Origin of the sequence: Nostoc sp. UHCC 0870 (assembly GCF_022063185.1) — a bacterium.
In the GTDB taxonomy this organism is placed as follows: Bacteria; Cyanobacteriota; Cyanobacteriia; order Cyanobacteriales; family Nostocaceae; genus Trichormus.
Map to the genome: position 1 here is coordinate 6,344,040 of NZ_CP091913.1, position 25,454 is coordinate 6,369,493.

A 25,454-nucleotide genomic window follows, 5' to 3' on the forward strand; every position below is an offset into this window, starting at 1 on the left:
CCCACAATGAAAACGCGATGTCTAACAATAGACTCGCCTATGGTCTACTAAAGGAAAGTGAAAAATGAAGGTGGCATTTCTGGGAACTGGACTAATGGGACTACCAATGGCCCAAAGATTGTTAGCAGCAAATATTGAGGTAATTGCTTACAACCGTACCCCAGAAAAACTAGCACCCCTGCAAGCAGCCGGGGCAGAAGTCGTTACACATCCCCGCTATGCTATTCGGGAAGCTGAGTGCGTCATTCTCATGTTGACGAACGCCGCAGCAATTTATCATGTCCTGCTATCGGACACCTCTTGGCGGACTTTGGCAGGGCGTACTATTATTCAGATGGGAACAATTACCCCAACACAAAGCCAGGAAATCCGAGATTCTATAGTTGGGGGTGGGGGTGAATATATAGAAGCACCCGTATTGGGTAGCATCCCCGAAGCAAAAGCGGGTACGCTAACAGTGATGGTAGGCGCGCAACCACAACAATATGAACGACACTTAAATATACTCAAAAATTTTGGCTCAGAACCTATACTTATAGGGCCTGTGGGAACTGCTTCTGGGCTGAAATTAGCCTTAAATCAGCTAATTGGTTCTCTAACTACAAGCTTTGCCCTCAGTTTAGCCTTTGTGCAACGTCAAGGAATTGACGTGGAAAAGTTTATGGAAGTTTTACGCGATAGTGCGTTGTATGCGCCTACCTTCGATAAAAAACTACCGCGTATGTTAGATGGCAATTATCGTAACCCCAATTTTCCCACCAAACACTTGCTCAAAGATACGGATTTATTTATTTCTGAAGCTCAATCTCTAGGTTTGGATCTCAGCAGTGTTGAAAATGTGCAGAAAATTCTCCAAACAGCCATGAAAATGTCTTTTGGTAATGATGATTATTCTGCCCTATTTTCTGTAATTAGAGACTGGGGAGAGGTGAGTGGAGGTTAGGGGTATTGGTGAGAGTTATTGTTAGACAAAATTAGTAGAAAGACACATAAATATTCTCTCCTCAACAGATGCTATTGTAGGCAGAAACGACTAATGACTAATCATTATTGACTACAATAAAGGCAATAAAATTTCAAATTCAGTACCTATCTCTGGTTGGGAGCGGAAATTTAGATTACCTCCATGCCTAGCGGTGATAATGCGATAACTAACTGCTAAACTTGTTTCTTTATCGGCTCTTTTTTCGATAGAGAAACTTTCGATTATTTGTTTTTGTAACTCATCAGATATTCCTATGCCATTATCAGCAATGCAAATAGAAACCCAGCGAGAATCAGGGGTATCTGGTATTTTGGCTGCTTGAGAAATAACGTCTGTAGTAATGATAATTTCTGCTTGTTTAATATTTTTGCTGCAATTTGGTTGTAGTTGATGTCGCACTGCTTCATCTAGTAAACTATCAACAGCTTGACTTAAAATATTCATTAATACTTGGTTTAGCTGCCCGATAAAGCAAGGGACTGGTGGAAGTTTGCCGTAATTTTTAATGATTTTAATTTCTCCTTTTAAACGGCTTTTCATTAAAATTACAATGCTATCTATACAAGTATGTAAATCTACAGGTTTAGGATAAATTGCATCAATATGACAGAAATTTTGTAAACTTGTGACAAGTTTTTTTAATCTTTCTGCGCCACTGCGTGCGCTAGTTAATGCTTTAGATAAATCTTGTGCTAAATAATCAAATTCAATTTCTTCTTTAAGAATATTTATTACCTCGCAACCTTGAGGTAAATTTTTTTCGTAAGCAGCTATCAGTTTGAGTAAATCTTGGCTGTAGTTGGAGATATGAGTTAAGTTACCCCAGATAAAGCCTACGGGATCTAAAATTTCGTGGGCGACTCCATCTACTAACCTTCCGAGGCTTGCCATTTTATCATTTTGAATCATTTGGGCTTGACTACGTTCGTAGCGCACCTGAGTTTCAATACCGCGAATTTGCCAAGCAGCAATATTTAGTTCATGGGAATCTAATAATTTATAGGTATTTTCTGCTGTCTGGACTACTATTGGTTCTGCCAAAAATTCCGGCGATCGCTTCAGTGTGTGCTGCATGGCTGTTAAAATTGGCGTTGTCTCAGGTAACTGCAAAATCGCTGTACGGGCGTAACTGTAGAGAACATCTAAGGATTCTTTAGCAAATAAATCCTCTCCATAGGGACGAATCAAAAACTCCACTAGTCGCCGCCGGGAAATCATCCCCCGGAATTTGCCCTGTTCTACTAAAATTACCCCTGGGAGTGAGGGATATTGATCAAAATATTTCGCTACTTCTGCACCAGTAAAATTAACTTCTACATCAAAAGTGTACATTGGTAGTTCTTGCAGGCTTGACTCTAAACCGAGATCGCGATCGCTACCAACAGATAAAACTGGTGCTGATATTGGGGAACAAAACTCTTGTGACACGGTAAACTCTCATCTTGACTACAACTGCCAAATAATAAGCTAATATTTTAGCCTTTACATTTGCTACTTACCGCAAGCAAGCAGTCTTCATAAAACTTGTTTCATAGTCAAAGATGAAACATACCTTTTCCCCTATACCGGAATAATTTTCGTGAAAATACTTACGTATAATTGATGATTTTTCCAGATTGGTCTTGCCGATTGAGAGTTTTTATAGTAGAAATTCAAGCAACCCTAAAATTTTATTTTCGGAGGAATCGTAAAAATCATGAATATTAGTAACTGAGAGCGATCCCCAAATATTTTAAAATGATCAATTCTTTATGAATAAGCCCAAAAGGTAACATAATCAAGAGTTATTGTCCGGTAAGTATAATGATTAGCTGTTAAATGACATACTAGTTAAGCACCTAATAGACAAAACTAGGAACTATTGTGGAGATGAAACAATCATTAACAGAGTTATTCTAGTACATCCACTCAAATCAACACCCATCTCTATTACAAGTGACCACTATTAGTGTTGAAATACAACTCACACCCTAATCTCTACTTACTGTTTTCAATATGTTGTATTGTACCTAAATGCGTTTGATCCCCATTCAGCATAGAATAACTAGGCATAAACTCAAAAATTCAACCCGCTTTTGACTGCAACACCCATGAATCAACTGAACAATGGTTTCACTATATTTCTGAGTCTGCTAGTCGAGGCGATGCCTTTTTTGCTTCTAGGGGTTTTATTCTCTAGTGTGCTGCTATTTTTTGTTGATGAGCGCAAACTAGTAGAGAGAATGCCCAAAAACCCACTAATGGGTGCTATAGTTGGCAGCCTGGTTGGCTTTTTGTTTCCGGTGTGTGAATGTGGCAATGTGCCGGTAGCAAGGCGGTTGCTGATGCAAGGAGTACCCACACCTGTAGCAGTTGGTTTTTTACTAGCAGCACCAACAATCAACCCGATTGTAATTTGGGCAACCTGGACAGCATTTCGCGATCAGCCAGAAATTGTAGTTCTGAGAGTGGTATTTTCTTTATTAATTGCCATCATTATCGGTTATGTGTTTAGTTTTCAAACAGACTTGCAACCCATAGTGCAACCAGCGATCGCCCGTTATTTGAAATTTAATCCCCCCCACAAACCAGAACCAAAACGCCGGGGTCAATATCAATCAGGACAACAAGCTGCCAACAAACCAAATATATTACGTTCTGGGACTTACATTTTAGGGGGAAGAGCAGGTATGACTACACGGCTGGATGCCAACTTAGTCCCAGCCGATGAACCCACCCTCACGACGAGTAAACCCCCAGGAGATAAACTCCGTCTGGTGCTAGATAATAGCATCCAAGAGTTGCGAGAATTGGGAGGCGTAATGGTTTTAGGTAGTGCGATCGCAGCAGCAATTCAAGTTCTAGCTCCCCGTGATTTAATTCTCAGCCTCGGTGCTGGGCCGATTACCTCAATTTTGGTCATGCTAGTGTTAGCCGCCGTCGTATCCATTTGTTCTACCGTCGATTCCTTTTTCGCCTTATCCTTCGCCTCAACCTTTAGCACTGGTTCTTTATTAGCATTTTTGGTATTCGGCCCCATGATTGACATCAAAAGCGTCGGCTTGATGTTATCCATGTTCAAACCCAAAACTATCTTTTACCTATTTGCCTTAGCTGGACAACTCACATTTTTGTTTACCCTGTTTATTAACTTGCACGTTATTTAGATAGTAGTGAGTAGTGAGTAATGAGTATGTAAATAATTTTAAATTTTGAATTTTGAATTGGAGCGAAGCGACTTGACTAAATCTTCCACCCAAAATAAATTACTTCCCTGGCTGGATGTCTTAGCAATTACAGCTTGGGGTGTGATGATGCTGAGATATTGGCTAAATGGTAAGCTAAACCTCCTAATTCACCCCAATTTCTTTCCTTTAGTGGTACTAGGTGGTGCTGGTTTGATAGCCTTGGGTTTGTTGAAAGCACGAGAACTATGGCGATCGCGACGGCGACAGCGTGATATGACACCAAACCCTCAACACATTAATTTTTTTGCCCCTGGTTGGGGTAGTAGCTTGCTGTTAATCACAGCGATTTTAGGTTTAATCATCACACCCCAAGTATTTGCCAGTGATAAGGCACTCCAGAGAGGAGTTACAGATTTATTGTCAACCTCTCGCGTTCAACCCCAAGCCTTTCGTGCTTCTATTCGTCCAGAAGAGCGATCGCTTGTGGACTGGGTACGCACACTCAGCGTCTACCCTGAACCAGACTCATATACAGGTCAAAAAGTCAAGGTTCAAGGATTTGTCGTCCACCCTCCAGAGATAGGCACAGAATACATCTTCCTAGCCAGATTTGTACTGACTTGCTGTGCGGCTGATGCTTATCCTGTAGGATTACCTGTCAAACTCTCAACCGGTCAAGAGAGATATTCCCCTGACACCTGGCTAGAGATAGAAGGAAAAATGGTGACAGAAACCATCAGTGGTAATCGTCAACTCACCATAGCCGCCAGTTCTTTGAAAAAGATTCCCCAGCCAGAAAATCCCTATAGCTATTAATAGGTGATAGGTGATAGGTGACAGGTGACAGGTGACAGGTGATAGGGGAGCAGGAGGTAGATGTTATTCAATAGACCTCTTGCATAAATGCTTAAACTGTCATGTTGAGCGAAGCTAAACATCTCAAAGATTATACATTTCATTCAGAATGACTAAAAAAGCTTTTCTCCAACCATTAGATAGGGTAGCAATTGCCTTGATGTTGCTGCTAAGTTTGCTGATTGGACTACTCATTTTACAAGGTGATGTCGTAGCAGCACGCGTGCGGGATTTTACTTGGCAAAATCAGCAAATAGGGGCAGAAGATATCTCTTTTACTCTCGCTTTTAGTCGTCCCATGAACATAAAAAGCGTGGAGGATAACTTAAAGATTGAACCACCCCTAGCAGGTAAAATTAGTTGGGCAGGACGGCGGATGGCTTATACCCTGCTGACACCTGCACCCTACGGCACGAATTATAAAGTAGAGTTGCAAGGAGCTAAAGATAAATTTGCTGATCCAGAAGATAACAAGCGAGTGATACAGCCTTTTTCGGGGCAGTTTAGCACTCGCGATCGCGTCATTCTTTACATAGGAGCAGATCCAGAAGATAAAGGACGTTTAGTTCTCTACAATTTGACGGAAGAGAAAAAAACAGTTCTCTCCCCCAAAGAGTTGGTAGTGATGGACTTTAAAGCCTTCCCTGATGGAGAAAAAATTCTGTTCTCGGCTCGCACCAGTAATAATCAAGACTTACTATCAGCCAAAATATATACTGTTACAACGGGAATTTCTGCAAAATCTGACACTAGAGCCGCAGCAGCAGGTCTGATTGAGCTAGTTTTAGATAATAAAGACTATCAAAACCTCAAATTTGACTTGTCGGCAGATGGACAGACAATAGTTGTGCAACGGGGAAATAGAAATAACCCCAGTGACTTTGGACTGTGGTTTATGCCAGCTAACATCCCATCTGGTGAAAGACCTCAGCCCCAACGCTTACAAAGTCAACCAGGGGGAGACTTTATCATTACTCCTGATAGTAAAGCTGTAGCTGTTGCCCAAGGGCAGGGAGCAGCTATTTTAGCCCTCCAACCAGATGCCAGCAAACCTTTAGATTTTCTGCCGCAGTTTGGGCTAGTGCAGGCTTTTTCTAAAGATGGCTCTCAGGCGGCTATGGTCAAGTTTAATACTGATTTTACAAGAGATTTATTCTTAGTCACCAACCAAGGTACTCAGAAACCCTTATTAAAAACTACTGGTTCTATTCTTAGTTGTCAGTTTGACCCCGCTTCACCCACTCTTTACTGCTTGTTGACACAACTTGTCTCTCAAGAGCAATACATAGAACAGCCCTACTTAGTGGCGATTGATCTGAAAAATAAACAGCAGAAACCATTGTTGGTGTTACCTGTGGAACAAAGAAACGTCCAAATGAGTTTATCTCCCGATGGTTTGGCGTTGCTATTTGACCAAGTAGTTCCCGAAGCCAATTCTACTACACCATCTGCCAACAACTTGAAAACCGATGATGGCGAGGCGATCGCTACTAGTAGTCTTTGGTTAATGCCCCTACTACCGATTTCTGATACAGCCATCAGCACCATCAAACCAGAAAAACTTCCCCTAATAGGATTTCATCCCCGTTGGCTACCATGAAGAAAGTTAAAAGCTAAAAGTTAAAAGGCAAAAGAATTTTAAATTTTTGCCTTTTTTTGTTGACTTGATACAATATGTATCTGATAAATTATATACAGAGACAGTGTTTCTCCAGCGTGTGAATTCCTACCAGGGGGTTGCTACCACATCACTCTTAACCAAAGCCAAGCCAGCTTCAACCCAAATATTTAATATTTAAGTATCTGTACAGCAAATCATATATTTGTAGCATTTCATCTCGAAACCCCCTCGTTATCTAAGGTTGACGAGGGGTGAGTTGATAATGTTATAACGACATTAGTTATAGATGCAAAATGGGGAACACTGATCAATGATTAACTACTGACGCTAGGGAAAAATAACTGGGCTGCCAGAGTAACCCCTAAGCAGTTGATCAGCAATGCTGAATATTGATAAGTGGGTGGTTCAAGAGTGATGAATGAAGCCGACACCTCAAATAACAGGACTGTGATGGAATCTCCTAATTCTTCTGCTAATTCTCTACAAACAGAACAAACAATCTGTCCTTTTTACTCAGTTGTGCCTGCTGACAATACAGTCGTTGCTAAATTGCCACTCCTCAACCCCGCAGCAGATGAACAGCATCATCCCCAAACTCCTGATTTTCCCCAAGATACCACCAACCACAAAGATTGGGTTGTAGAACCTGATAGTGATCAGCAAACACAGGTAGGAGATGAATTTCACAAACTGCTGGCATTAAATGAAGAATTACGTGCTGCCAATAATAATCTGTACCAGCAAGTAGAACATCTTAAAGATGACTTAGCTGAGTCAGAACAGGCTTTGCAGTGGCAGAAAAGACGCTCTAGCGTCACGGAATCTATGCTTAATCAACAAGCACAGGAACTTTCTGCCGCTCAAGAACAAATCCAATCACTTTTTCAACAGCTAGAAACTACATCTCAAACTGCACAACGTCAAGAAATTCTGAACGACAGTTATAAAGCACAATTACAAATTAGTCAACAACGCATTGCTCAGTTAGAACGGGAATGCGCCTTATTACAAACTGACTATAGTGAACAATCACAGCAGGTCTTACAATCAGAAAATTCTTGCCGTGAGCTACGTACTAGGTTAATGCGACAGCAGCGTCAGACGTTGCAATTTAAAGCAGCACTGGAAAAATGTCTAGAGACATCTATTCCTAGTTATGATGCTCCTGATACAGCTACTGAGAAACCCCAAAATCCCGTCACTCATAAATCACGGTTTACTAAAAAAGCTCGTTCTTTGTTTCCTAACGCGCAGCCTATTAAACCTTGGTCAGCAGAACCAGAAACCCCAGAAGAAAATACTGCTCAGGTGGAGAGTGAAGCTTCATTACCACCTCCATTTAGCGGTGATTACGGTGTTCCTAATCCTTCCCCTGTTTGGAACTGGCCAGCCAAGCCAGAGGCATCCCCAGCATCAAAGCCATCTGCATCAAGCGATGCTATCGAAAATGAGCCTCTGATTCACCCGGAAGATATTTCATCTGTAACTCCATCATTAGAACTAGATGAGCAAATAGATAGTCTCATTCAAATGTTTTTTGCGTCTCAGCCTGGAACTAAGTCTGCAACACCACCAACATCAGATCCTCTTCCAGACAGTCAACCTGTAGAGACTCAAGTATGGGAAACTTGGGCTACAGATGTTGAGGATGATGAAACACCGGAAACCACACCAGAAAAGCCATTGGTGACATTTACAGACATCACCCTCCCCACAAATAATTCTGCAACATTGTCCTTCACTTTATCTCCCACGGAGAACCCTGCTGAACCACCAGAGAATTCTTATTCACAAGTATCTCCAGTAAATGAAAGCGAATTAGAGTTAAGTGATTTATCTCATGAATTATTGGGTGATTTTACTGATGAAGAGACTCAATCACCTTCCCCAGTGGTTTATCCCCAGCGTCCACCAAAGAAACGGAAGTCTTTAGCATCGGTGGAACTACCGAATTTTAAGCAAAATATTCAATAGACCTCTTGCAAAAGTCCGAAAATGAGATGTGTCATTCTGATTGAAATGTAGAATCTTTGAGATGTTTCGCTTTGCTCAACATGACACCTTAAGCATTTATGCAAGAGGTCTATTAAGTCAAAATTTAAAATTCAAAAGATGTTAATTTTGAATTTTGCGTTCGCGTAGCGTGTCGTAGACAAAAGTTCTGTAGGCGGGTTTCCCGCCGTAGGAAACTTTTCAAGACGAATTTTGAATTTTGAACAAAAATGTTGAGCGCAGTCCCTACCTATAACTTGTTTAGGTAGGGACTGCGAAACCAGTATAAAACGAAAGTGCGAACAATTTATTCTGGTTTCTCTTGCTTCTGTACATATTCTATAAGCTTGTCCAATGGTGCTTGTGCGCCAACACTAATTAACGCATAAGAACCTGACCAAAACTGGGGTTTTTCTGCCCAATAAAACTTTTTTAGATGTTGAGAAAATTCAGACCGTAGCTTTCTAGAGGTTACGGTTTTTATGTTATTGACTAATTTAGATAAGTCAATACTAGGATGAGTCTCAATCAACAAATGCACATGATCAGATTCTCCACCAAACTCAATTAACTCACATTCCCACTTAAATAATAGTTCGTTGATGATTGATTTCATCCTAGCAAGGATTTCTCCTGTTAAGGATTTACGACGGAATTTAGTTACCAGAACTAAATGATAGATGAGTCTAAAAGCACTGTTGGAACGGGTTTTTAGCCTGATGCCATTTTCCATAACTAATTAAATAACTGTATTGACAACTAAAACAGTAGCTTATGCGGTTGAGAAAATGATTCATCAAACCGCAGATAACCCTAGTCCAAAACATAAATATTTTCAGAAAGTAGTTAATAGATATCCGTTCTTCAGAAAATTTCCTAGCTACTTAAGACGTGCAGCAATAGCTGACGCTATTGGTATAGTTTCAAGTTTTCAAAGCCGATATTATGAATGGCAATCAGGAATAAGAAAACATAGAGCAGCTAGACCACCAAGGCTAACTGCAATGTGCAAAACCTACCCTGCTTTATATAAAGGTCAACAAGTAAAATATGGTTTAAACTACCAAACTGTAGATATTAAAGTATGGAGTGGAACTGATTGGGTATGGCTTAATAACATTAAAATCAATCATACTGGTTTATCTCGTCATCTGATTGACGGTAATGAGATACAATCACCTGCTTTAGTTGTTAATAAAAACAAATGTCAACTTTCTATGCCCGTTCAAATTAAGAAGGTTGATAGAGAAGATTCAGATTTTGTGTGTAGTGTTGATATGGGCATTAACAATGCTGCCACAGCATCTATCGTTGGTAGAAACGGTACTGTAAAAGCAAGGAAGTTTATTAATCCTGCTAGAGACATAGACCGAAGAAATCAACGCAGAATGATGATTAGGAAGAAATCATCGCAAACATCTAACCTAACAAAACAAAAACTACCTACTGGTTTTTGTAAAGGACTTTACCGCAAGTCAGCTAACATCAATTTAGAAATCTCTCGTAAGGTTATGAGAGGCATTGTGGAGTTGGCAAAAACTCACAATGTTAAGGTGATTGTGTTTGAGAATTTATCTGGATGGAAAGCGAAAGCGGGTAGAAAAGGTTCTCTACAAAAGCAAAAATTCCATCTCTGGTGTCACTGTAAAATAGTTGAGTTGACACAACAAAGATGGAATGAGTTGGGAGGTAAAGTAGTTTTTGTTAATCCCAAGTACACCAGTGCTTATGCTTTTGATGGAAGTGGTAAGGTTAGAAGGAGTAAGATTAATTACTCTTTAGCTGTATTTAAAAATGGCAAGCAGTACAACGCTGATCTGTCAGCGTCATACAATATTGGTGCTAGATATTGGTACTCGCTAATTGTAGAAGATAAACATTTTTCTAGAGTGTATGCGCGGAGCGCAGGCTTCGCCAACGTGGGCAAAAGTTCCAACGACACACTGAGAACGCCAGTAACTCTGGATACGTTGAGAAATCTTATGGTTTCTTAGCGAAAGAATCCCCAACTATATTGCTTGCAATTAGTTGGGGTGCGTTCAATTGTTATTACGCTCCTCCGCAGCGAAAAGTTTTATTGTGTAAGTCCTGATTTGCCACCTGCTGGGGCGATCGCGGTCTACCTGTGGTGATAGCGTAGTTAATAGTTAATAACCACAGCCATAATCCCGGATAACGCAGTTCTAGCCGAGGTTTCACCCAGATGAGAAAACTAGGCAACCAAGCACTCAGTAAAGCACTAACTAGGGCATAACGACCAAAATTAACATAAGTTCCTAGCCATCGGAACAAATCTCTAGGCCCAGCTAATTCCCAAATCCACCACAGTAAGGCAGGATTTTTGCTAGCTGCTTTCAGTGCTAGGCGGTTGAAGGTCAACCAAGTACACCTATCTTTGATGAAATTATCGGCTACCTCTGGAGGTTCATCTGCTAATAACCCAAAGAAGGTATTCAGCATGGCATTGACGCGCTGGGGTGGTAAAAATTTCCCGGTGGGAACCATCATACCTTTAGAAAATAGCCAAGTTACAGAAACGTTGCTTTGATAGGCGCGAATTAAGTTCAAATGGTGACGGCTCAACAAATCATGCTGTAAGGCGACATTTAACAGCGTGGTGAGACGTTCTAAGTTACGTACTAGAGAACCAAAGCCAGTAAATACCAGGGGTGACTGTAAAGATGCGGCATCACCGATCGCAATTAATCTATCAAAGGCAACTTGGCGATCGCTACTACTCACACTAAAATGTCCCGGTATGTAGCCAAATGTCGGCTTTTTCCAGACCAGTTGCTCCATATCACAACGGCGGTACTCTGGCAGAATTGTAAAGAAATCTTCATACATCTCCAACAAAGAACCAGGGTTTTCTGGGTTGACTTCGTGGTAGTGAAATAGATAAATTGTCAGTTCTTCACCCGCACCAGGAAAAAGTTCCCAAATTAATTGTCTACCCCGCGAAATATCGCCGTGGCTGTAAAGCACGTCTCCATATTGAGAATCCCAAACCCCAGGCTCAAAACCCTTGTCAATGACTGCTCCCACCGTGGGACAGACACTATCAAAGGCACGTCCACCGTTTAATTGCCAAGCGATGGGGGAAGCAGTTCCCATTGCATCGACTAAAAGCCGCCCACTGACCTGCTTTTCTTCTTGAGTGGGTAAATGCTTCAGATTGACTACAACTTGTGAGTCATCGATATCAGCCCGGAGAAATTCCGTCTCATCCCAGATTTCACCACCTGCGGCCTTTAACTTCTGTCCGCACAAACGTAGTAACTTATCTGAGTCTAGAGATACATTTAACACCGTAGGAGTGTGTAAGATAGGCGATCGCAGTTTAACTGGATTATTGCCATCAAAAAACTTATTAAATCCGTCCTTATATTCCCGGACAATAATCGTTTCTAATTCAGCTGGCGTGAATAAACCCAAGTTAACCAAACTTTGAAGTTCATCACGGGAAATATTCCATTCCCGATTCATTCGTCCAAAAGCCAGACGTTCTACTAGTAAGACTTTGTAACCCAGTTGTGCCATCACCGCCGCATGAATTACCCCCAGTGCGCCACCAATATAGATCAAGTCGTACTGATCTACCCTGTCACCTGTCACCTGTCCCCTGTCACCTAGAGAAGAAAACAACACCTGACGCGGCTGCTGAGGATTCCGCACCCCTTCCCGCCATCTTTGTTCCCACCAGTAGGCACGATTGAGGTCATATTCCCCATTGGGCATTTTTTGAAAGAATTTGACCGTCAGAGGGTAATAAGGAGCTAGTGCTTCAAAAATCGACTGTTGGGATAAATCAATTGCTGGTGGTTCTGGATATTCATGGGGAAAACGTTTGCGGATTTCCGTCGTTAAGTGTTGCACAAGAGTTTTTTCTTCGGGTAGTGGTGTATCTGCCCAACGAAAAACCTTGAGGTAAGTAGTTCTTTGGACAGCCCACACAAATACAGAAATTTCTTTCGGTAATTTTTCGTAAAAATCAGTCCCACCTGTTGTATATTTACTAGATAATTTCAGGCGGAATCCATCTGGAGTCAGTATTTTCTCCCAACTTACTGGGTCAAACTCTGATTGCAGCCAACTGCGTACAGTTGCCGTATCTGAAATCGGAACTTCGAGATAAAGGATTTCTTTCATGTTTTTCTGACATCTCCGGTCAATCTACTTACCCAGGCAGATATGCGAAAGGCGTAAAGTACGCTAAACTCCGCCCTATCGGTTTTCATAAAGATTCAGTAAAGAATTTTTAATAATTTTTCAATTTTTTTTCCATTTTGTAACTTTGATAAACCCACGCCATGAATTATCCCATTCCAGACAGTCCCCAAGAAATTTTTGCTTTAAAACAAAAGCCTGTAGATGAAGAATTAGTTGCCTCTGCGATCGCTGGAGTGATTAGAATCGTCCGTTCCCAAGGGCAATCTTTAGAAGAATTAACAGCACAGTTACTAGCCGATGACCCTTTGTTAGACCAGCAACAACGGCGTTGGCTGAGTAAATTAGTGAGTCAAGCTTGGGAGAGTTTTACTTGAAGCGGCAGGAGACAGTCCTGATAAAAAAAGTTTCATCTTTATTGAGGTGAATTGAGATTTAGCTTATATAGGTGGAAAATCTCATTGTAGATTGTAAAGTGCTGCCATCCGAATTGGATGAGCGTACTGGTATTTGATTTATGAAATATATGTTCCGGCAACCTATCCTGGATGGGTTGCCGGAAATTGAGCTGATTAATCGAACTACAAACGAAGAAATCTCTTTAGGTACTTATGCCTCTGGCATTTTTAGCACTTATATTCCGCTTGCGTATATGGAATTCTTATATACACATCCAAAAGATTGTTTATCGCTTAAATTGGAGTAAATTCTGCGGATCAAGCAACTTACCTGCTGCTAGGTGTGACTTACATCTGGCAGGTTTCATTAGTAATATGTGGACAGCTAAACAAAATGATGAAAACACAGGAATTTTTTGGGGCAAAGTTTCAAAAAAATAAACTATTTGCTTTAGGCGTAGCAATTTGTGCTTGTTTGTTAATCACTCCCATGTTGCATTTGCCAGCCTGGGGAACTCCATCTAGCACTAAGATTCAGTTTGTTTCGCCTAATTGGGTGGCGGAGAATGCTAAAGACCCCAATCTCAGAATTTTGGATGTGCGGAATGCAGCTCTAGAATATGTAGCTGGTCACTTACCTGGAGCAGTCAATATTCCTGATAAAGCCTTTCGTGGCCCCAAGGAAGGTCTACCGGTGCAATATTGGGACAATCAAAGATTAGGAGAAATATTTGCTAATTCAGGAGTAACAAATAATAGCCGTGTCCTCGTTTACTCTGATGGCATAGATGTCTTAGGTGCAACGATGGTAGCTTATTTGCTAGAACGTTCTGGAGTGAAGAATATAGCTGTATTAGATGGAGGTTATAAAGGTTACGCAGCCGCATCTCAGCCAGTAACGAAGGAATTTCCCAAATATAAAGTAGGTAAATTCACAGTCAAGTATAATCCTGCTGTGCGTGTCTCATTAAGTGAAGTGAGAAAACTGATTGGCAACAAAGGTATTACATTCATAGACGCTAGACCCCCAGATTTATTCCAAGGAAAGGAAAAGCTTTGGGTACGCAATGGACACATTCCTGGTGCGCGAAATATTCCTTGGACTAGCTTTACAGATCCTGAAAATCTTCACAAATTCAAATCTTTGGATGAAATCAAACAAATCCTAGCTGACAAAAAAATTACTCCAGCCGATGACATTATTGTTAGTTGCAGCACAGGGCAGGAAGCAACTCTACAATATATGGTGTTAAAGTATTTGCTGGGTTATCCCAAAGTTCGGGTTTATGAAGGTTCTTGGACTGAGTACAGCACTCAATCGGACGTACCTGTGGCTACTGGTCCAGAACAGGTAAGCTAAGTTACTAGCTAATTCGTAATTCGTAATTGACAAATGGGTCGGAGTCCCGAAAATATATGTACTCTTCGGGAAGCCGATATCATAAGTGGGGTGAATAACTTTTATACAGTCCGATAAGTAACGGGGGTTTTACTTATCAACTCTTGTAATAAACCATACTCTAAACCCTCGACCACTGCTTGATAGGAAGCTGCCAAGATATTTGTTGAAACTCCGATAGTTGTCCAGCGTTGAGAACCATTACCAGATTCTACTAAAACACGGGTTTTGGATGCTGTTCCCCGATTTCCGTTGAGAATCCGCACTTTGTAATCTGTTAGCTCAAAGTTGGCGATTTGAGGATAGAAATTCATCAAAGCTTTGCGTAAAGCTGCATCTAACGCAGCGACAGGGCCATTTCCTTCGGCGGCTTCTAATTTATTTTCACCATTCACAGCTAATTTCACTGTAGCTAGAGCATTACTAGTTTCGTTCCCCTCCACTAAATCACAGTGGACTTGGAAACCCTTAATCTCAAAAAATTTCTGGCGATCGCCTAAAGCTTCGTACACTAACAGAGCAAAACTAGCCTCAGCCGCCTCAAATTGATACCCTTCACTTTCTAATTCTTTGAGACGCTGGAGAATTTGCCTAGCCTCTGGGGATTGCTTGTCAAGCTCAATTCCCAAAGTACGCGCCTTAGCTAACACATTACTGATACCCGACTGTTCAGAAATGACAATGCGGCGGCGATTTCCTACTTGTTCTGGCTGAATGTGTTCGTAAGTAAGCGGATTCCGTTCCACAGCCGAGACATGAATACCACCTTTATGGGCAAAAGCCGAACGTCCTACAAACGGTGCGTGTTCATCAGGGGCTAAGTTAACTACTTCACTGACAAAATGACTAGCTTCTGCAAGTTGATGCAGCTGGTGTTCAGGGATACAACTATAGCCCAGTTTCAGCTGTAAATTAGGAATAAGTGAACATAGGTTAGCATTGCCACACCTTTCACCGTAACCGTTAATTGTGCCTTGTACCATTGTTGCCCCTGCCATAACTGCTGCTAGGGCATTGGCGATCGCTGTATCTGAATCATTATGAGTATGAATACCGATTTGGGGAATTGGGGACTGGTGATGAAGTAGTTCTGTTAGCGGTAGCGCGGCGTTTAGCCGGTGCTGAGTGCTGAGTTTTGAGTGAGATTCCCCACTCGTCACTCGGTACTCATAACTCAGCACTGAATTAACTACATCTTGAACAACTTGACTAACTTCGTGAGGTAAAGTCCCGCCATTAGTATCACAGAGGACTAGCCATTCAGCACCAGCTGCCATTGCTGCCTCTAATGTCTGTAAAGCATAATCTTGATTATGCTTGTAGCCATCAAACCAGTGTTCGGCATCGTAAATTACCCGTCGCCCTTGAGCGCGAAAAAACTCGATAGTATCGCGGATCATCGCCAGATTTTCTTCTAAAGTAGTTTTTAGACCTGATGTGACGTGTAAATCCCACGATTTGCCAAAAATTGTGACCCAGCGAGTCCCCGCAGTCAGAATAGCTTGTAGCATTGGTTCATCGGCGGCATTAGTATGAGGACGACGAGTTGAACAAAATGCCACAATTTCTGATTGTTTAAGCGGATTCTCTTGTAGTTGCCAGAAAAATTTAACATCCTTAGGGTTAGCCCCAGGCCAACCGCCTTCAATAAAAGGAACTCCTAATTGGTCAAGTCTATAAGCAATGCGTAGCTTGTCTTCTATGGAAACTGATAACCCTTCGCGCTGAGTGCCATCCCGTAGAGTGGTGTCATAAAGCCAAATATGGGGTGAGGGATTTGTGGTCATAAAACTAAAACTCGTGGATACAACTTGAAAGGCAATGTGCAAAGATACAACAAAAAGTCTATTTGGTATTTAGAATATGCCTAGGGTACTAGCTCAGGGTCGGACAATTGAGTGTAATAGCGGAGCTAATTTACGCGAAATTCTGCTAAAAAATGGTATCGACCTCTACAATGGCGGTGCTAGGCTAATAAACTGTCGAGGAATTGGTAGTTGTGGAACCTGTGCGGTTAAAGTAGAAGGTGAGGTGTCAGTAGCGAATTGGCGTGATCAAACGCGGCGATCGCTTCCTCCCCATTCTCCTACAAAAGACCTGCGTTTAGCCTGTCAGACTCAAGTACTAGGCGATGTAAAAGTAACTAAATTTGACGGATTTTGGGGTCAAGGTTCTCAAATCGTGTGGCAAACAGAAGGTTAGGTTAAAAAGGAGAAAACCAAGATGGGCAGATGGACACCGCTAGTTTTGATGGCTGGAGGCGTGGCGATTTTAATGGGTACATTGCTAGGGATTAACTTTCCAATGGGTGAAGCACAAAAACTTAGTAGCAACGCCCCAGGTGATAAAGCATCAAAAGTGTTGCCAGCCAACATTAATGTTAATAGCTCCGCACCCAGTAAAGGTAGGAGTAATGCTACTACACCTGAAAACAGAAATAATGTAGCTCAAGAAGATTTCAACACAAATGATAATGCTAGTGATAACACTAATGAAGAGAGAGGCAATGTTACCCAAGAGGATCGCCGATCCACAAGCCAAACAAACGTAGCTCAAAGTAACGCTAACAACGAATCATTTTCATCTTCTGACAATAACAATACTTCAGATACAGCTAGGGAAGTACAATCAACAAATACTTCATCCGGTAACACAAATCGAGAACCTATTCGCGCTTTGTGGTAATTGGGGATGGGGGATTGGGTATTTGGGTGAAAACTTCTCCCTTTCCCTTGTATCCCCTCTTATTGGAAGCCCCGTCTTCAGCGTAAGCAAGGCGGGGTAGTTCACACATACTTGTGGTACACAAAATATGGTTTAAGTTGTTCACGAATTTCATCATAGTTACGCACTATCTCTGGTAATAATTTTAGCGGTCTTGGTTGAATTAAGCTCTTATAATCTAAGGTGTCTTTTGCCTCTAAACCTAAAAATTCTAAAATCTTGAATATAGTTATCTCTGGTGCATTACATAGTTCTTCATAAGTAATCGACACATAATCTGTTTGAGACAAAGCATCAATATTTTGCAAGAAGTAGGTTGTTGATGTAACAGCACTGCGAGTGAATCGACGTAATCCTAAATCAAAGTATGATGAATATAATAGCTGGTGATACCAGCGTTTAAAAGAGTTTTTGAATGTATCTTGATATCTATTAGAAACTAAATTAGCATATTCATTTCTATTAGATAACATAGAGCGTTCTGCTTTTAACTTGGAATTTATGACATGAATTGGATGTCTGTGAATGAATATGAATTTAGCTTGTGGAAAAACACTTTTAACATACATGAAGTGTTGATAGCACCAGGGATTACTGAGCAATAGTGGTCTATTGGTATCAGATATGAATTGAATCTTCTTGCATAACTCTTTAAAGATATGTAGATTGTCAGGATTCAAATGAAATTGATATCCACAATTCTGGAGAATAAATCCATACTCCTCTGGTAAATTTGGAGTTACCTCTACGTTATCAATTACGCGATCCTTAACTCCTAATGATACAAGTAGTTCTAGCAAGTCTTGGCAAGCCTGATCTTCCTTGTTGTTTAAATAATTGGACAAAATTTCATTATATTTTATGACATGATAAGCCTTAATAAAGTTGAAAGACTGGGTTTTTACCAATGTCTGATACAAAACTGTTGTGCCAGAACGATGTTCTGCCATAATAAAAACGGGATTAAAATCAATTTTATCTAGTAAATCTAAGTGTTTTGTATCAGGAGTAGATTTAGTGTTAACTAATCGCTTTGCTTCTGTTTCTATCTTTGCCATATTACACGTTTGTCTTCAATTAATAATTCCTGTTAGAAGTGACACATTTCACACACTGTCCTGATTACAGGTAATTATAGTGACTAAATTATACCACAAAACCTACACTCATTAGAAGAGCAAACTTAGAATTAGGGCGATAGTGATGGTGCTTGCGCCCGTCGGAAGAGATTGGGTGCAGTGCAGTGCTGGAAGCAATAACTCTTTTACTTACAAGTGATCGCCCACATCTCAACAGCTAAAAATAAACTCTTCCTGTACCTTACTGAGATGAGAGTCGCTATAGTAGTTGATCAAAAGTTATGATTCATTAGTTATGTAGTAATAGTAAATAGCTAATGATAAATGACTAATGACTAATGACTAGTGAGATTGTAATTATTGGTGGCGGCGTTATTGGTTTGGCGATCGCCGTTGAATTGAAGTTACGCGGGGCAAATGTCACCGTGCTTTGTCGTGATTTTCAAGCTGCTGCTTCCCACGCCGCCGCCGGGATGTTAGCCCCAGATGCGGAAAAAATCACTGATGAGTCCATTAAGTCTTTGTGCTGGCGATCGCGCTCATTATATCCAGACTGGACGCAAAAATTAGCAGATTTAACAGGTTTAAATACTGGTTACTGGGCTTGCGGGATTTTAGCCCCGGTTTATGAACAGCAGGGGGATAGGGGAGCAGAGGCGCAGGGGAGCAGAGAAAATTCGCCTGCATACTGGTTAGACCAAACTGCTATCCATCAATATCAGCCAGGATTGGGAACAGATGTAGTTGGCGGTTGGTGGTATCCAGAGGATGCCCAAGTTGATAATCGGGCTTTAGTTCGTGTATTGCGGGCGGCGGCTGAGTCTTTGGGTGTGGAACTCAAGGATGGTATTGCAGTAGAAGCCTTCCTACAGCAACAGGGACAGGTTGTAGGTGTTCAAACCAACACAGGAGTAATTCGCGCTGACCATTATGTTTTGGCTACGGGTGCTTGGGCAAATGAATTAATACCATTGCCCGTATTTCCCCGCAAAGGACAAATGTTGAGTGTAAGAGTCCCTGAGTTTGTCCCAGAACTGCCCTTAAAGCGGGTGTTATTTGGAGAGAATACTTACATCGTACCCAGGCGTAATCGTTCTATTATTATTGGGGCAACTAGCGAAGATGTGGGCTTTACTCCCCATAACACCCCGGCTGGCATTCAAAAGTTACTTCAAGGAGCAATTCGCTTATATCCGCAATTACAGCACTATCCGATTCAAGAATTTTGGTGGGGATTTCGCCCCGAAACGCCTGATGAATCTCCCATATTAGGAACTAGCCACTGTGCAAATCTCACCTTGGCTACAGGTCATTACCGCAACGGTATCTTACTTGCACCCATCACCGCCCAACTCATTGCTGATTTAGTCTGGGAACAAAAATCTGACCCTCTCCTGAACCATTTCCACTATTCACGCTGTCAAAAACAGCCATCTACCCCTACCACAATGCGTATCCACCCCTCAATCCCCACTCCCCACTCAGAACTCAGCACCCAGAACTCAGCACTCACTCATGACTCAACACTCATCATCGCTGGTAAAACCTTTCATTCCCGTTTGATGACGGGAACAGGCAAATATCGCAGCATCGAAGATATGCAGCGAAGTGTAGAGGCTAGTGGTTGCCAAATAGTCACTGTAGCAGTGCGCCGGGTACAAACTAAAGCACCAGGACATGAAGGTTTAGCGGAAGCATTAGATTGGTCAAAAATCTGGATGTTGCCCAATACAGCAGGTTGTCAAACCGCAGAAGAAGCGATTCGGGTGGCGCGTTTGGGACGAGAAATGGCGAAGCTATTGGGACAGGAAGATAATAATTTTATCAAGTTAGAAGTCATCCCAGACCCGAAATATTTACTACCTGATCCAATTGGCACACTCCAAGCCGCCGAACAACTGGTAAAAGAAGGTTTTGCGGTGTTGCCATATATTAACGCTGACCCTATGCTAGCCAAACGCTTAGAAGAGGCAGGCTGTGCGACTGTCATGCCGTTAGCTTCTCCCATTGGTTCGGGACAAGGGTTAAAAACAACGGCGAATATTCAGATTATTATTGAAAATGCCAAAATACCTGTAGTTGTAGACGCTGGTATTGGCGCACCCTCAGAAGCGTCTCAAGCAATGGAATTAGGGGCAGATGCGTTGTTAATTAATAGTGCGATCGCATTAGCTCAAAATCCCGTAGCAATGGCACGCGCGATGAATTTAGCCACACAAGCCGGTCGTCTAGCCTATTTAGCTGGAAGAATGCCCATCAGAACCAACGCCAGTGCTAGTTCTCCTCTGACTGGTACGATTAGTTAAAAGGTAATACTAACTATAAGCTATGCTCCGAGATACTCTGAAGCAAGAAATAGATCAACTCACTCTTAATCCAAATGATTTCTCAGATATATCTGGTGTCACAGTAGTAGATCCACGTAAAATTGTTGAATCTGCTAGTAACTTGTAGATACTGCCTCATGAGAATATACCTGTAATAAGGATTATTGAGTAATGTAAAGATTTATATCTAATTCGATGAGCATTAGATATGTATCTTTATAAGATTAGATAAAAGATTTAGCGCAAGGAATTAATTCATGCCCTATACCAGCGAAGAAGGCGGACTTTTAAATAATTTTGCTAAAGAGCCAAAGGTTTATCAAGCAGAACCTCCTACAGCCACACAGAAGCGAAACTATATCATTTTAGGAGCTGCTGCCTCGATTTTGGTTGGTGGTTTAATTTTTGTCGCCTTCTCTGTTTCTCATGTCAGTTGAAAAGACAAAATTTGATTGAAAACTTGTCTTTTGTCTGTATTTCAGGTTTCTTTCTCTAGAAGCCTGCTTTTTTATCTTTTGTTAAGATTTTTTATAGAGACTAAAAAACTATTTGATATAAGTGTATTCATGAAAACTTCATAAATCAAGATAAAAAGTAGGAAATTTAGTATAGTTTTATCCTGATTATAGTAATATCCACTTGTTCATAGTCATAGTTTAGACATTAACATTGCTTTGATGCACCTTGTAGAAAGTCTAAACTAATTTTGGTTGTACCTTGGCCGTTGAGCTTCCATGAGAGTGAATGATACTGCACACTCCGATAATTCTGCTTGGAATCGGCAAGTATATCACCGCCTAAAACTTGCCCTGAGTCTTGGTTTACGGCGGCAGATTTTTTTGGCTGTATGTGATGATTTACACTTAAGAAATCAAGTTGCTGCCCGATTGCATTCTACGTTGGCTTATCCAGTGGGACAAGTTCTATATCAGCCAGCTGATGGACAGGAAAGTAGCACTCCAGCTTATCCGCGATTAGTTACATTGCGCTTAAATTTAAATGAGCCAAATCCTATAGAGCAAATTAATCAATGGCTGAATGATTATCCACCACCAGTAGTGGGTGCATCTAAGGATACTCCTGGAAGACCTTTACCAATACCGACATTTCAAATTGTGGGTGTTGAACAGTTGACTAAACAATCAGTGGCGAGTCAACGGTTATTTTTACATTATTTACGCTTAAGCGAAGAGTATTTTTCGGCTCAGGAATCGAGCCGATTTCTAGAATCTAGTGTGCTGTTGTGGGTATCGCGTCCTTGGTTGTCGGCTATTCAACAGTCAGCACCACAGTTTTGGCGTTGGCGGACTGGTGTGTTTGTATTTGCTGGAGAACCCACACCCACAACACAAAATACATCTCATCCAGAGCGTTTTCCCCGTTCCCAAAGTTTGAACTTAGGGAATCTTGAGCAGTCCATGTTAGATGATTTAGATATAGAAACAGAGGTTAGAACTACAGCCGAAACAGAACTTGAGTTTAAGAATGAGCTAGACTTCGCAGCACAAACACTAGCTAATTCCACAAATTTAAAAGATGATTCTTCAGCCTCAATTCCCAAAGAATTAATCAATAAGCAAAAACAACCAGAAATCAGGTCTAATCAAGTTGAGAAATCATCTCTATCTGCATTTTCTCATGTGAATCAAGAGTTGATAGACCTAGTATTAGCCACGATGAACACCATAACTCATACACAGAGTGAAGGTGAGTGGCAACCACAAGAACTGCTTTTGGAGATTGAAAAACTACACTCACAAAAAGCGGCTGGAGAAATGCTAGCGGCTGCTTATCACCAACTGGGTAATATCTATCGCCTGCACATTGAGCAGGGACAGTCAACTTTAGAAAACTTAATGGTGGCAATTCTTGCTTATCAAGAGGCAATTACTTACGATGAAAATTTGCCACAACTGCCAGATACTTTAAATGACTTAGGTACACTCTATTGGATGTTGTATCGCACGCCACCCAATATAGAGCAAGGGAAAAATTATATAGAACAGGGAATTGAGTTTTATAAATTGGCTTTAAAAATGATTTCCCCAGAGACGCATTTAGATACTTATGCACGGGTGCAAAATAATTTGGGGACAGCCTATGGTGATTTAGCAAAGTTTGCTAGTCCGGGGGAGAATTGGCAACAAGCAGTTTTAGCTTATAGCGAAGCCTTGCACTACAGGACAGTAGAATCAGATCCTTTGAAGTATGCGGCTTGCCAAAATAATTTAGGTACGGCTTACTGGCACTTAGCACAATACAATCAACCAGTTGTACATTTAAAGAAAGCGATCGCAGCTTATCAAGAAGCATTGGCTCATTACAGTCCCCAAGCCGAACCGCTTAAGTATGGGATGATTCAAAATAACATCGGTACAGCCTACTGGAATTTGGCTCAGTATGAACAACCAGGGGAAAATCTCCAGTTGGCGATTGATGTTTACAGTGAAGCTTTAAAATATCGGACTCCGGCTCATGTTCCTAGTGCTTGTGCTGCGACACAAAATAATCTGGGTACAGCTTATTGGCATTTGGCGAACTTTGCTCAGACTCCTAAAGAAGCACGGCAAAATTTATTGCAACTATGTATTCATGCTTATGAAGAAGCCGTTGCTTTGGCTAATTCTCTCGGTAGTTCGGCTTTAAGCTTTGATTTATTTGCTACTTACAATAATTTGGGGCTTGCTCATTATCAGTTAGTTACTGATAATACTTTTAATGGGGATAAAGCAGTGCGATCGCAACATCTAGAAGCTGCTTTAGATAATCATTTGCTAGCCTTAAATGGTTTGAGCAAACAACCGGAAGCTTATCAAACGACTTTCGCTTATGTGGTAAAAACAGTCCGTGCTTTTCATAATGAATTAGGTATCCAAGGACAAAATTTGGCTTTATCTAAAGTACCTGGACATTTGCTAGCAGAAATTTTACCGAAGTTGTAGTGAGAGTTTGGTTCTGGAGGAAAGCCTAACAATCGCTCCCTCGTCTCAATCCCAGCAAAAAACCCCGGCGAAATTAACCGAGGTTGATAGGAGCTAATCACTAGTAACCAATTTACTAGACATAAATAGACAATCGTGGTCAAATATTGATGGCTCTCTAAACATTTTCTCGATAGCATCACTTAAGCTATTAGCGTTTCATTCAAGGGAGCATCTTCTCCAACCACTCTAACGCTGATTTTGTAAGCGTTAAAGTTTTTTTGGTTCACCATATATTGTTTTACCAAACATATTGACTTGCTTACATACTACGTGTAGTATGCTTCAATACCACATTTGAAAAGGTCGTGTCAAATGCTTTTATCCATCAAAACAAAGCTAAAACTAAGTCAAGACCAAAAAATAATCATGAGTAAACACGCTGGTATTGCGAGGTTTACTTATAATTGGGGTCTTGCTACTTGGAACAACCTTTATAAAGATGGATTAAAGCCTAACAAATATCTCCTGAAAAAGTTCTTTAACAACCACCTTAAACCAGAATTTACCTGGATTAAAGAAACTGGTATTTGTCAGAAAATAACTCAATACGCCTTTGATAATCTTGGTGATTCTTTCTCTAGATTCTTTAGTGGAAAAGGTGGATATCCTAACTTTAAAAAGAAAGGACATCACGACGCTTTCACTATTGATGCTAGTGGGAAACCTATTCCCGTTGGCGGTAAATCAATAAAGCTACCTACAATTGGATGGGTAAGAACTTACGAGATTTTACCTCATACTACTTGTAAATCAATCACAATATCACGCACTGCTGATAGTTGGTTTATTGCCTTCGCTTACGAGCAGAAACATGAACCAACCGTTAAGCAACACGATGTTGTTGGCGTTGATTTAGGTGTCAAGGAACTGGCAACACTCTCTACAGGTGTTGTTTTTCCTAATCCCAAGCATTACAAAACTAATCTAGAAAAACTGAGAAGATTATCTAGAAGGTTTGCCAGAAAAAACAAAGTGTCTAACAACCGATATAAAGCTAAAATTCAACTCGCTAAACATCATTCTAGGGTAGCAAATCTCCGAAAAGATACTCTTCACAAAATCACTACTTTCTTATGCAAAAACCACGCAAAAATAGTAGTAGAAGATTTAAACGTTTCGGGGATGTTATTTAACCATAAATTGTCCCAAGTCATTGCTGATTGTAGTTTCCATGAGTTCAAAAGGCAGTTGGAATATAAAGCTAAAAAGTTTGGTTGTGAAATAATTATTGCAGATCGCTGGTATCCATCCAGTAAAACCTGTTCCAATTGTGGACATATTCAAGATATGCCACTCAAAGAAAGAACCTACAACTGTGGTAGTTGTGGTCATTCAATGGACAGGGATTTAAACGCAGCAATCAATTTATCGAGGTTGGCTAAACCTTGAAAGCTTATGGAGGGATAGCTGCTCCCATGCTCCCAGTGAAGTAAGAAATAAATGTCTAGACTTGTCTAGGATTTATATAGCAGAAGTCCGAATTACGATGACATACAGCGATACCGAAATCTAAAAATCTTAGCTAATGCCTAAAGCAACCAAAACTAAAGTTGTGACGAGCAATGTAGCAAACGCACCCTGCAAAGCATATTGACGTTGCTGCTCTTGGTTGGGGTAGGTGGCGTAGTACATTTTAGACATCTCCGAAAACAGTCAAAGCCTTTGTTTGGCTAGGCTGTAGCCACTAAATGCAATCATCTTAAATTAGCTATTCTGTACGATGAAATAAGACTTTGAGATATTTGCTGTTGATAAT

General features: G+C 41.0%; 19 protein-coding genes and 1 pseudogene. 14 read left to right on the plus strand and 6 right to left on the minus strand.

Features of this window, described 5'->3' with window-relative positions; genetic code table 11:
• Nucleotides 1-64 precede the first annotated feature (64 nt).
• Entirely contained in the window at nt 65-943 is an 879-nt protein-coding gene (locus L6494_RS26855; protein WP_237990808.1) for an NAD(P)-dependent oxidoreductase, read from the plus strand.
• A 111-nt stretch (nt 944-1,054) separates the two neighbouring features.
• On the opposite strand, the gene L6494_RS26860 is transcribed toward L6494_RS26855, so the two are convergent.
• Nucleotides 1,055-2,413: a sensor histidine kinase gene (locus L6494_RS26860; RefSeq protein WP_237990809.1), complete on the minus strand. Its 1,359-nt coding sequence runs from the start codon at nt 2,411-2,413 to the stop codon at nt 1,055-1,057.
• Between the two features lie 662 nt (nt 2,414-3,075).
• Between L6494_RS26860 and L6494_RS26865 the strand changes: the two genes are divergently transcribed.
• From L6494_RS26865 to L6494_RS26880, 4 genes are all read left to right on the plus strand, one after another.
• Complete coding sequence (locus tag L6494_RS26865) at nt 3,076-4,131, plus strand: permease (protein WP_237990810.1); 1,056 nt, start codon at nt 3,076-3,078, stop codon at nt 4,129-4,131.
• A 72-nt stretch (nt 4,132-4,203) separates the two neighbouring features.
• Nucleotides 4,204-4,968, plus strand: a complete 765-nt coding sequence (locus L6494_RS26870) for a TIGR03943 family putative permease subunit (RefSeq protein ID WP_237990811.1) — start codon at nt 4,204-4,206, stop codon at nt 4,966-4,968.
• A 148-nt stretch (nt 4,969-5,116) separates the two neighbouring features.
• Nucleotides 5,117-6,607 carry a hypothetical protein gene (locus L6494_RS26875; protein WP_237990812.1) on the plus strand — a complete coding sequence of 497 codons (1,491 nt, stop codon included), beginning with the start codon at nt 5,117-5,119 and terminating at the stop codon, nt 6,605-6,607.
• Nucleotides 6,608-7,042: 435 nt separating this feature from the next.
• Nucleotides 7,043-8,602 (plus strand): hypothetical protein, encoded by a 1,560-nt coding sequence (locus L6494_RS26880; protein ID WP_237996301.1) that lies wholly within the window; start codon nt 7,043-7,045, stop codon nt 8,600-8,602.
• A 325-nt stretch (nt 8,603-8,927) separates the two neighbouring features.
• Here the strand turns inward: L6494_RS26880 and tnpA are convergent, their stop codons facing one another.
• Nucleotides 8,928-9,353, minus strand: a complete 426-nt coding sequence (tnpA, locus tag L6494_RS26885; RefSeq protein WP_237990813.1) for an IS200/IS605 family transposase — start codon at nt 9,351-9,353, stop codon at nt 8,928-8,930.
• Nucleotides 9,354-9,372: 19 nt separating this feature from the next.
• On the opposite strand from tnpA, the gene L6494_RS26890 reads away from it, so the two are divergent.
• On the plus strand, nt 9,373-10,614 hold the full coding sequence (locus tag L6494_RS26890; protein ID WP_237990814.1) for an IS200/IS605 family accessory protein TnpB-related protein: 1,242 nt from the start codon (nt 9,373-9,375) through the stop codon (nt 10,612-10,614).
• 55 nt (nt 10,615-10,669) lie between these two features.
• Here the strand turns inward: L6494_RS26890 and L6494_RS26895 are convergent, their stop codons facing one another.
• The gene (locus tag L6494_RS26895; protein ID WP_237990815.1) at nt 10,670-12,769 is read right to left on the minus strand and encodes an NAD(P)/FAD-dependent oxidoreductase; all 2,100 of its coding nucleotides are present in this window, start codon (nt 12,767-12,769) and stop codon (nt 10,670-10,672) included.
• A 161-nt stretch (nt 12,770-12,930) separates the two neighbouring features.
• Here L6494_RS26895 and L6494_RS26900 point away from each other — a divergent pair, with 161 nt between their 5' ends.
• Entirely contained in the window at nt 12,931-13,164 is a 234-nt protein-coding gene (locus tag L6494_RS26900; protein WP_237990816.1) for a hypothetical protein, read from the plus strand.
• Between the two features lie 415 nt (nt 13,165-13,579).
• A complete protein-coding gene (locus tag L6494_RS26905) occupies nt 13,580-14,545 on the plus strand; it encodes a sulfurtransferase (RefSeq protein ID WP_237990817.1) in 966 nt (321 codons plus the stop codon).
• 101 nt (nt 14,546-14,646) lie between these two features.
• On the opposite strand, the gene cimA is transcribed toward L6494_RS26905, so the two are convergent.
• Nucleotides 14,647-16,371, minus strand: coding sequence for a citramalate synthase (cimA, locus tag L6494_RS26910; protein WP_237990818.1), 1,725 nt, complete (start codon nt 16,369-16,371; stop codon nt 14,647-14,649).
• A gap of 76 nt (nt 16,372-16,447) precedes the next feature.
• On the opposite strand from cimA, the gene L6494_RS26915 reads away from it, so the two are divergent.
• Both L6494_RS26915 and L6494_RS26920 read left to right on the plus strand, forming a co-directional pair.
• Nucleotides 16,448-16,786 (plus strand): 2Fe-2S iron-sulfur cluster-binding protein, encoded by a 339-nt coding sequence (locus L6494_RS26915; RefSeq protein WP_190703103.1) that lies wholly within the window; start codon nt 16,448-16,450, stop codon nt 16,784-16,786.
• A 21-nt stretch (nt 16,787-16,807) separates the two neighbouring features.
• Nucleotides 16,808-17,269, plus strand: coding sequence for a hypothetical protein (locus tag L6494_RS26920; protein ID WP_237990819.1), 462 nt, complete (start codon nt 16,808-16,810; stop codon nt 17,267-17,269).
• Between the two features lie 101 nt (nt 17,270-17,370).
• Here L6494_RS26920 and L6494_RS26925 read toward each other — a convergent pair whose 3' ends face one another.
• Complete coding sequence (locus L6494_RS26925; RefSeq protein ID WP_237990820.1) at nt 17,371-18,366, minus strand: sulfotransferase family protein; 996 nt, start codon at nt 18,364-18,366, stop codon at nt 17,371-17,373.
• 359 nt (nt 18,367-18,725) lie between these two features.
• Between L6494_RS26925 and thiO the strand changes: the two genes are divergently transcribed.
• The 4 genes from thiO to L6494_RS26945 all read left to right on the plus strand — a co-directional run bounded on the left by thiO (nt 18,726) and on the right by L6494_RS26945 (nt 25,087).
• Nucleotides 18,726-20,693 carry a glycine oxidase ThiO gene (thiO, locus tag L6494_RS26930; protein WP_237990821.1) on the plus strand — a complete coding sequence of 656 codons (1,968 nt, stop codon included), beginning with the start codon at nt 18,726-18,728 and terminating at the stop codon, nt 20,691-20,693.
• Nucleotides 20,694-20,971: 278 nt separating this feature from the next.
• Nucleotides 20,972-21,151, plus strand: a complete 180-nt coding sequence (gene psb34, locus L6494_RS26935; protein WP_237990822.1) for a photosystem II assembly protein Psb34 — start codon at nt 20,972-20,974, stop codon at nt 21,149-21,151.
• 297 nt (nt 21,152-21,448) lie between these two features.
• On the plus strand, nt 21,449-23,656 hold the full coding sequence (locus L6494_RS26940) for a tetratricopeptide repeat protein (protein WP_237990823.1): 2,208 nt from the start codon (nt 21,449-21,451) through the stop codon (nt 23,654-23,656).
• 408 nt (nt 23,657-24,064) lie between these two features.
• Nucleotides 24,065-25,087 (plus strand): RNA-guided endonuclease InsQ/TnpB family protein, encoded by a 1,023-nt coding sequence (locus L6494_RS26945; protein ID WP_237990824.1) that lies wholly within the window; start codon nt 24,065-24,067, stop codon nt 25,085-25,087.
• Nucleotides 25,088-25,216: 129 nt separating this feature from the next.
• Here the strand turns inward: L6494_RS26945 and psb34 (L6494_RS26950) are convergent.
• Nucleotides 25,217-25,333: pseudogene (gene psb34 / locus L6494_RS26950) on the minus strand (photosystem II assembly protein Psb34); the annotation flags it as partial.
• Nucleotides 25,334-25,454 lie beyond the last annotated feature (121 nt).

Excerpts from the sequence above, each read along its gene's own strand:
- L6494_RS26855 (WP_237990808.1), top strand. The coding sequence starts at position 65 with ATGAAGGTGGCATTTCTGGGAACTGGACTAATGGGACTACCAATGGCC.
- L6494_RS26865 (WP_237990810.1), top strand. The coding sequence starts at position 3,076 with ATGAATCAACTGAACAATGGTTTCACTATATTTCTGAGTCTGCTAGTC.
- L6494_RS26875 (WP_237990812.1), top strand. The coding sequence starts at position 5,117 with ATGACTAAAAAAGCTTTTCTCCAACCATTAGATAGGGTAGCAATTGCC.
- L6494_RS26880 (WP_237996301.1), top strand. The coding sequence starts at position 7,043 with ATGAATGAAGCCGACACCTCAAATAACAGGACTGTGATGGAATCTCCT.
- tnpA (WP_237990813.1), bottom strand. The coding sequence starts at position 9,353 with ATGGAAAATGGCATCAGGCTAAAAACCCGTTCCAACAGTGCTTTTAGA.
- L6494_RS26895 (WP_237990815.1), bottom strand. The coding sequence starts at position 12,769 with ATGAAAGAAATCCTTTATCTCGAAGTTCCGATTTCAGATACGGCAACT.
- L6494_RS26900 (WP_237990816.1), top strand. The coding sequence starts at position 12,931 with ATGAATTATCCCATTCCAGACAGTCCCCAAGAAATTTTTGCTTTAAAA.
- L6494_RS26905 (WP_237990817.1), top strand. The coding sequence starts at position 13,580 with ATGATGAAAACACAGGAATTTTTTGGGGCAAAGTTTCAAAAAAATAAA.
- cimA (WP_237990818.1), bottom strand. The coding sequence starts at position 16,371 with ATGACCACAAATCCCTCACCCCATATTTGGCTTTATGACACCACTCTA.
- L6494_RS26915 (WP_190703103.1), top strand. The coding sequence starts at position 16,448 with ATGCCTAGGGTACTAGCTCAGGGTCGGACAATTGAGTGTAATAGCGGA.
- L6494_RS26920 (WP_237990819.1), top strand. The coding sequence starts at position 16,808 with ATGGGCAGATGGACACCGCTAGTTTTGATGGCTGGAGGCGTGGCGATT.
- L6494_RS26925 (WP_237990820.1), bottom strand. The coding sequence starts at position 18,366 with ATGGCAAAGATAGAAACAGAAGCAAAGCGATTAGTTAACACTAAATCT.
- thiO (WP_237990821.1), top strand. The coding sequence starts at position 18,726 with ATGACTAGTGAGATTGTAATTATTGGTGGCGGCGTTATTGGTTTGGCG.
- psb34 (WP_237990822.1), top strand. The coding sequence starts at position 20,972 with ATGCCCTATACCAGCGAAGAAGGCGGACTTTTAAATAATTTTGCTAAA.
- L6494_RS26940 (WP_237990823.1), top strand. The coding sequence starts at position 21,449 with ATGAGAGTGAATGATACTGCACACTCCGATAATTCTGCTTGGAATCGG.
- L6494_RS26945 (WP_237990824.1), top strand. The coding sequence starts at position 24,065 with ATGAGTAAACACGCTGGTATTGCGAGGTTTACTTATAATTGGGGTCTT.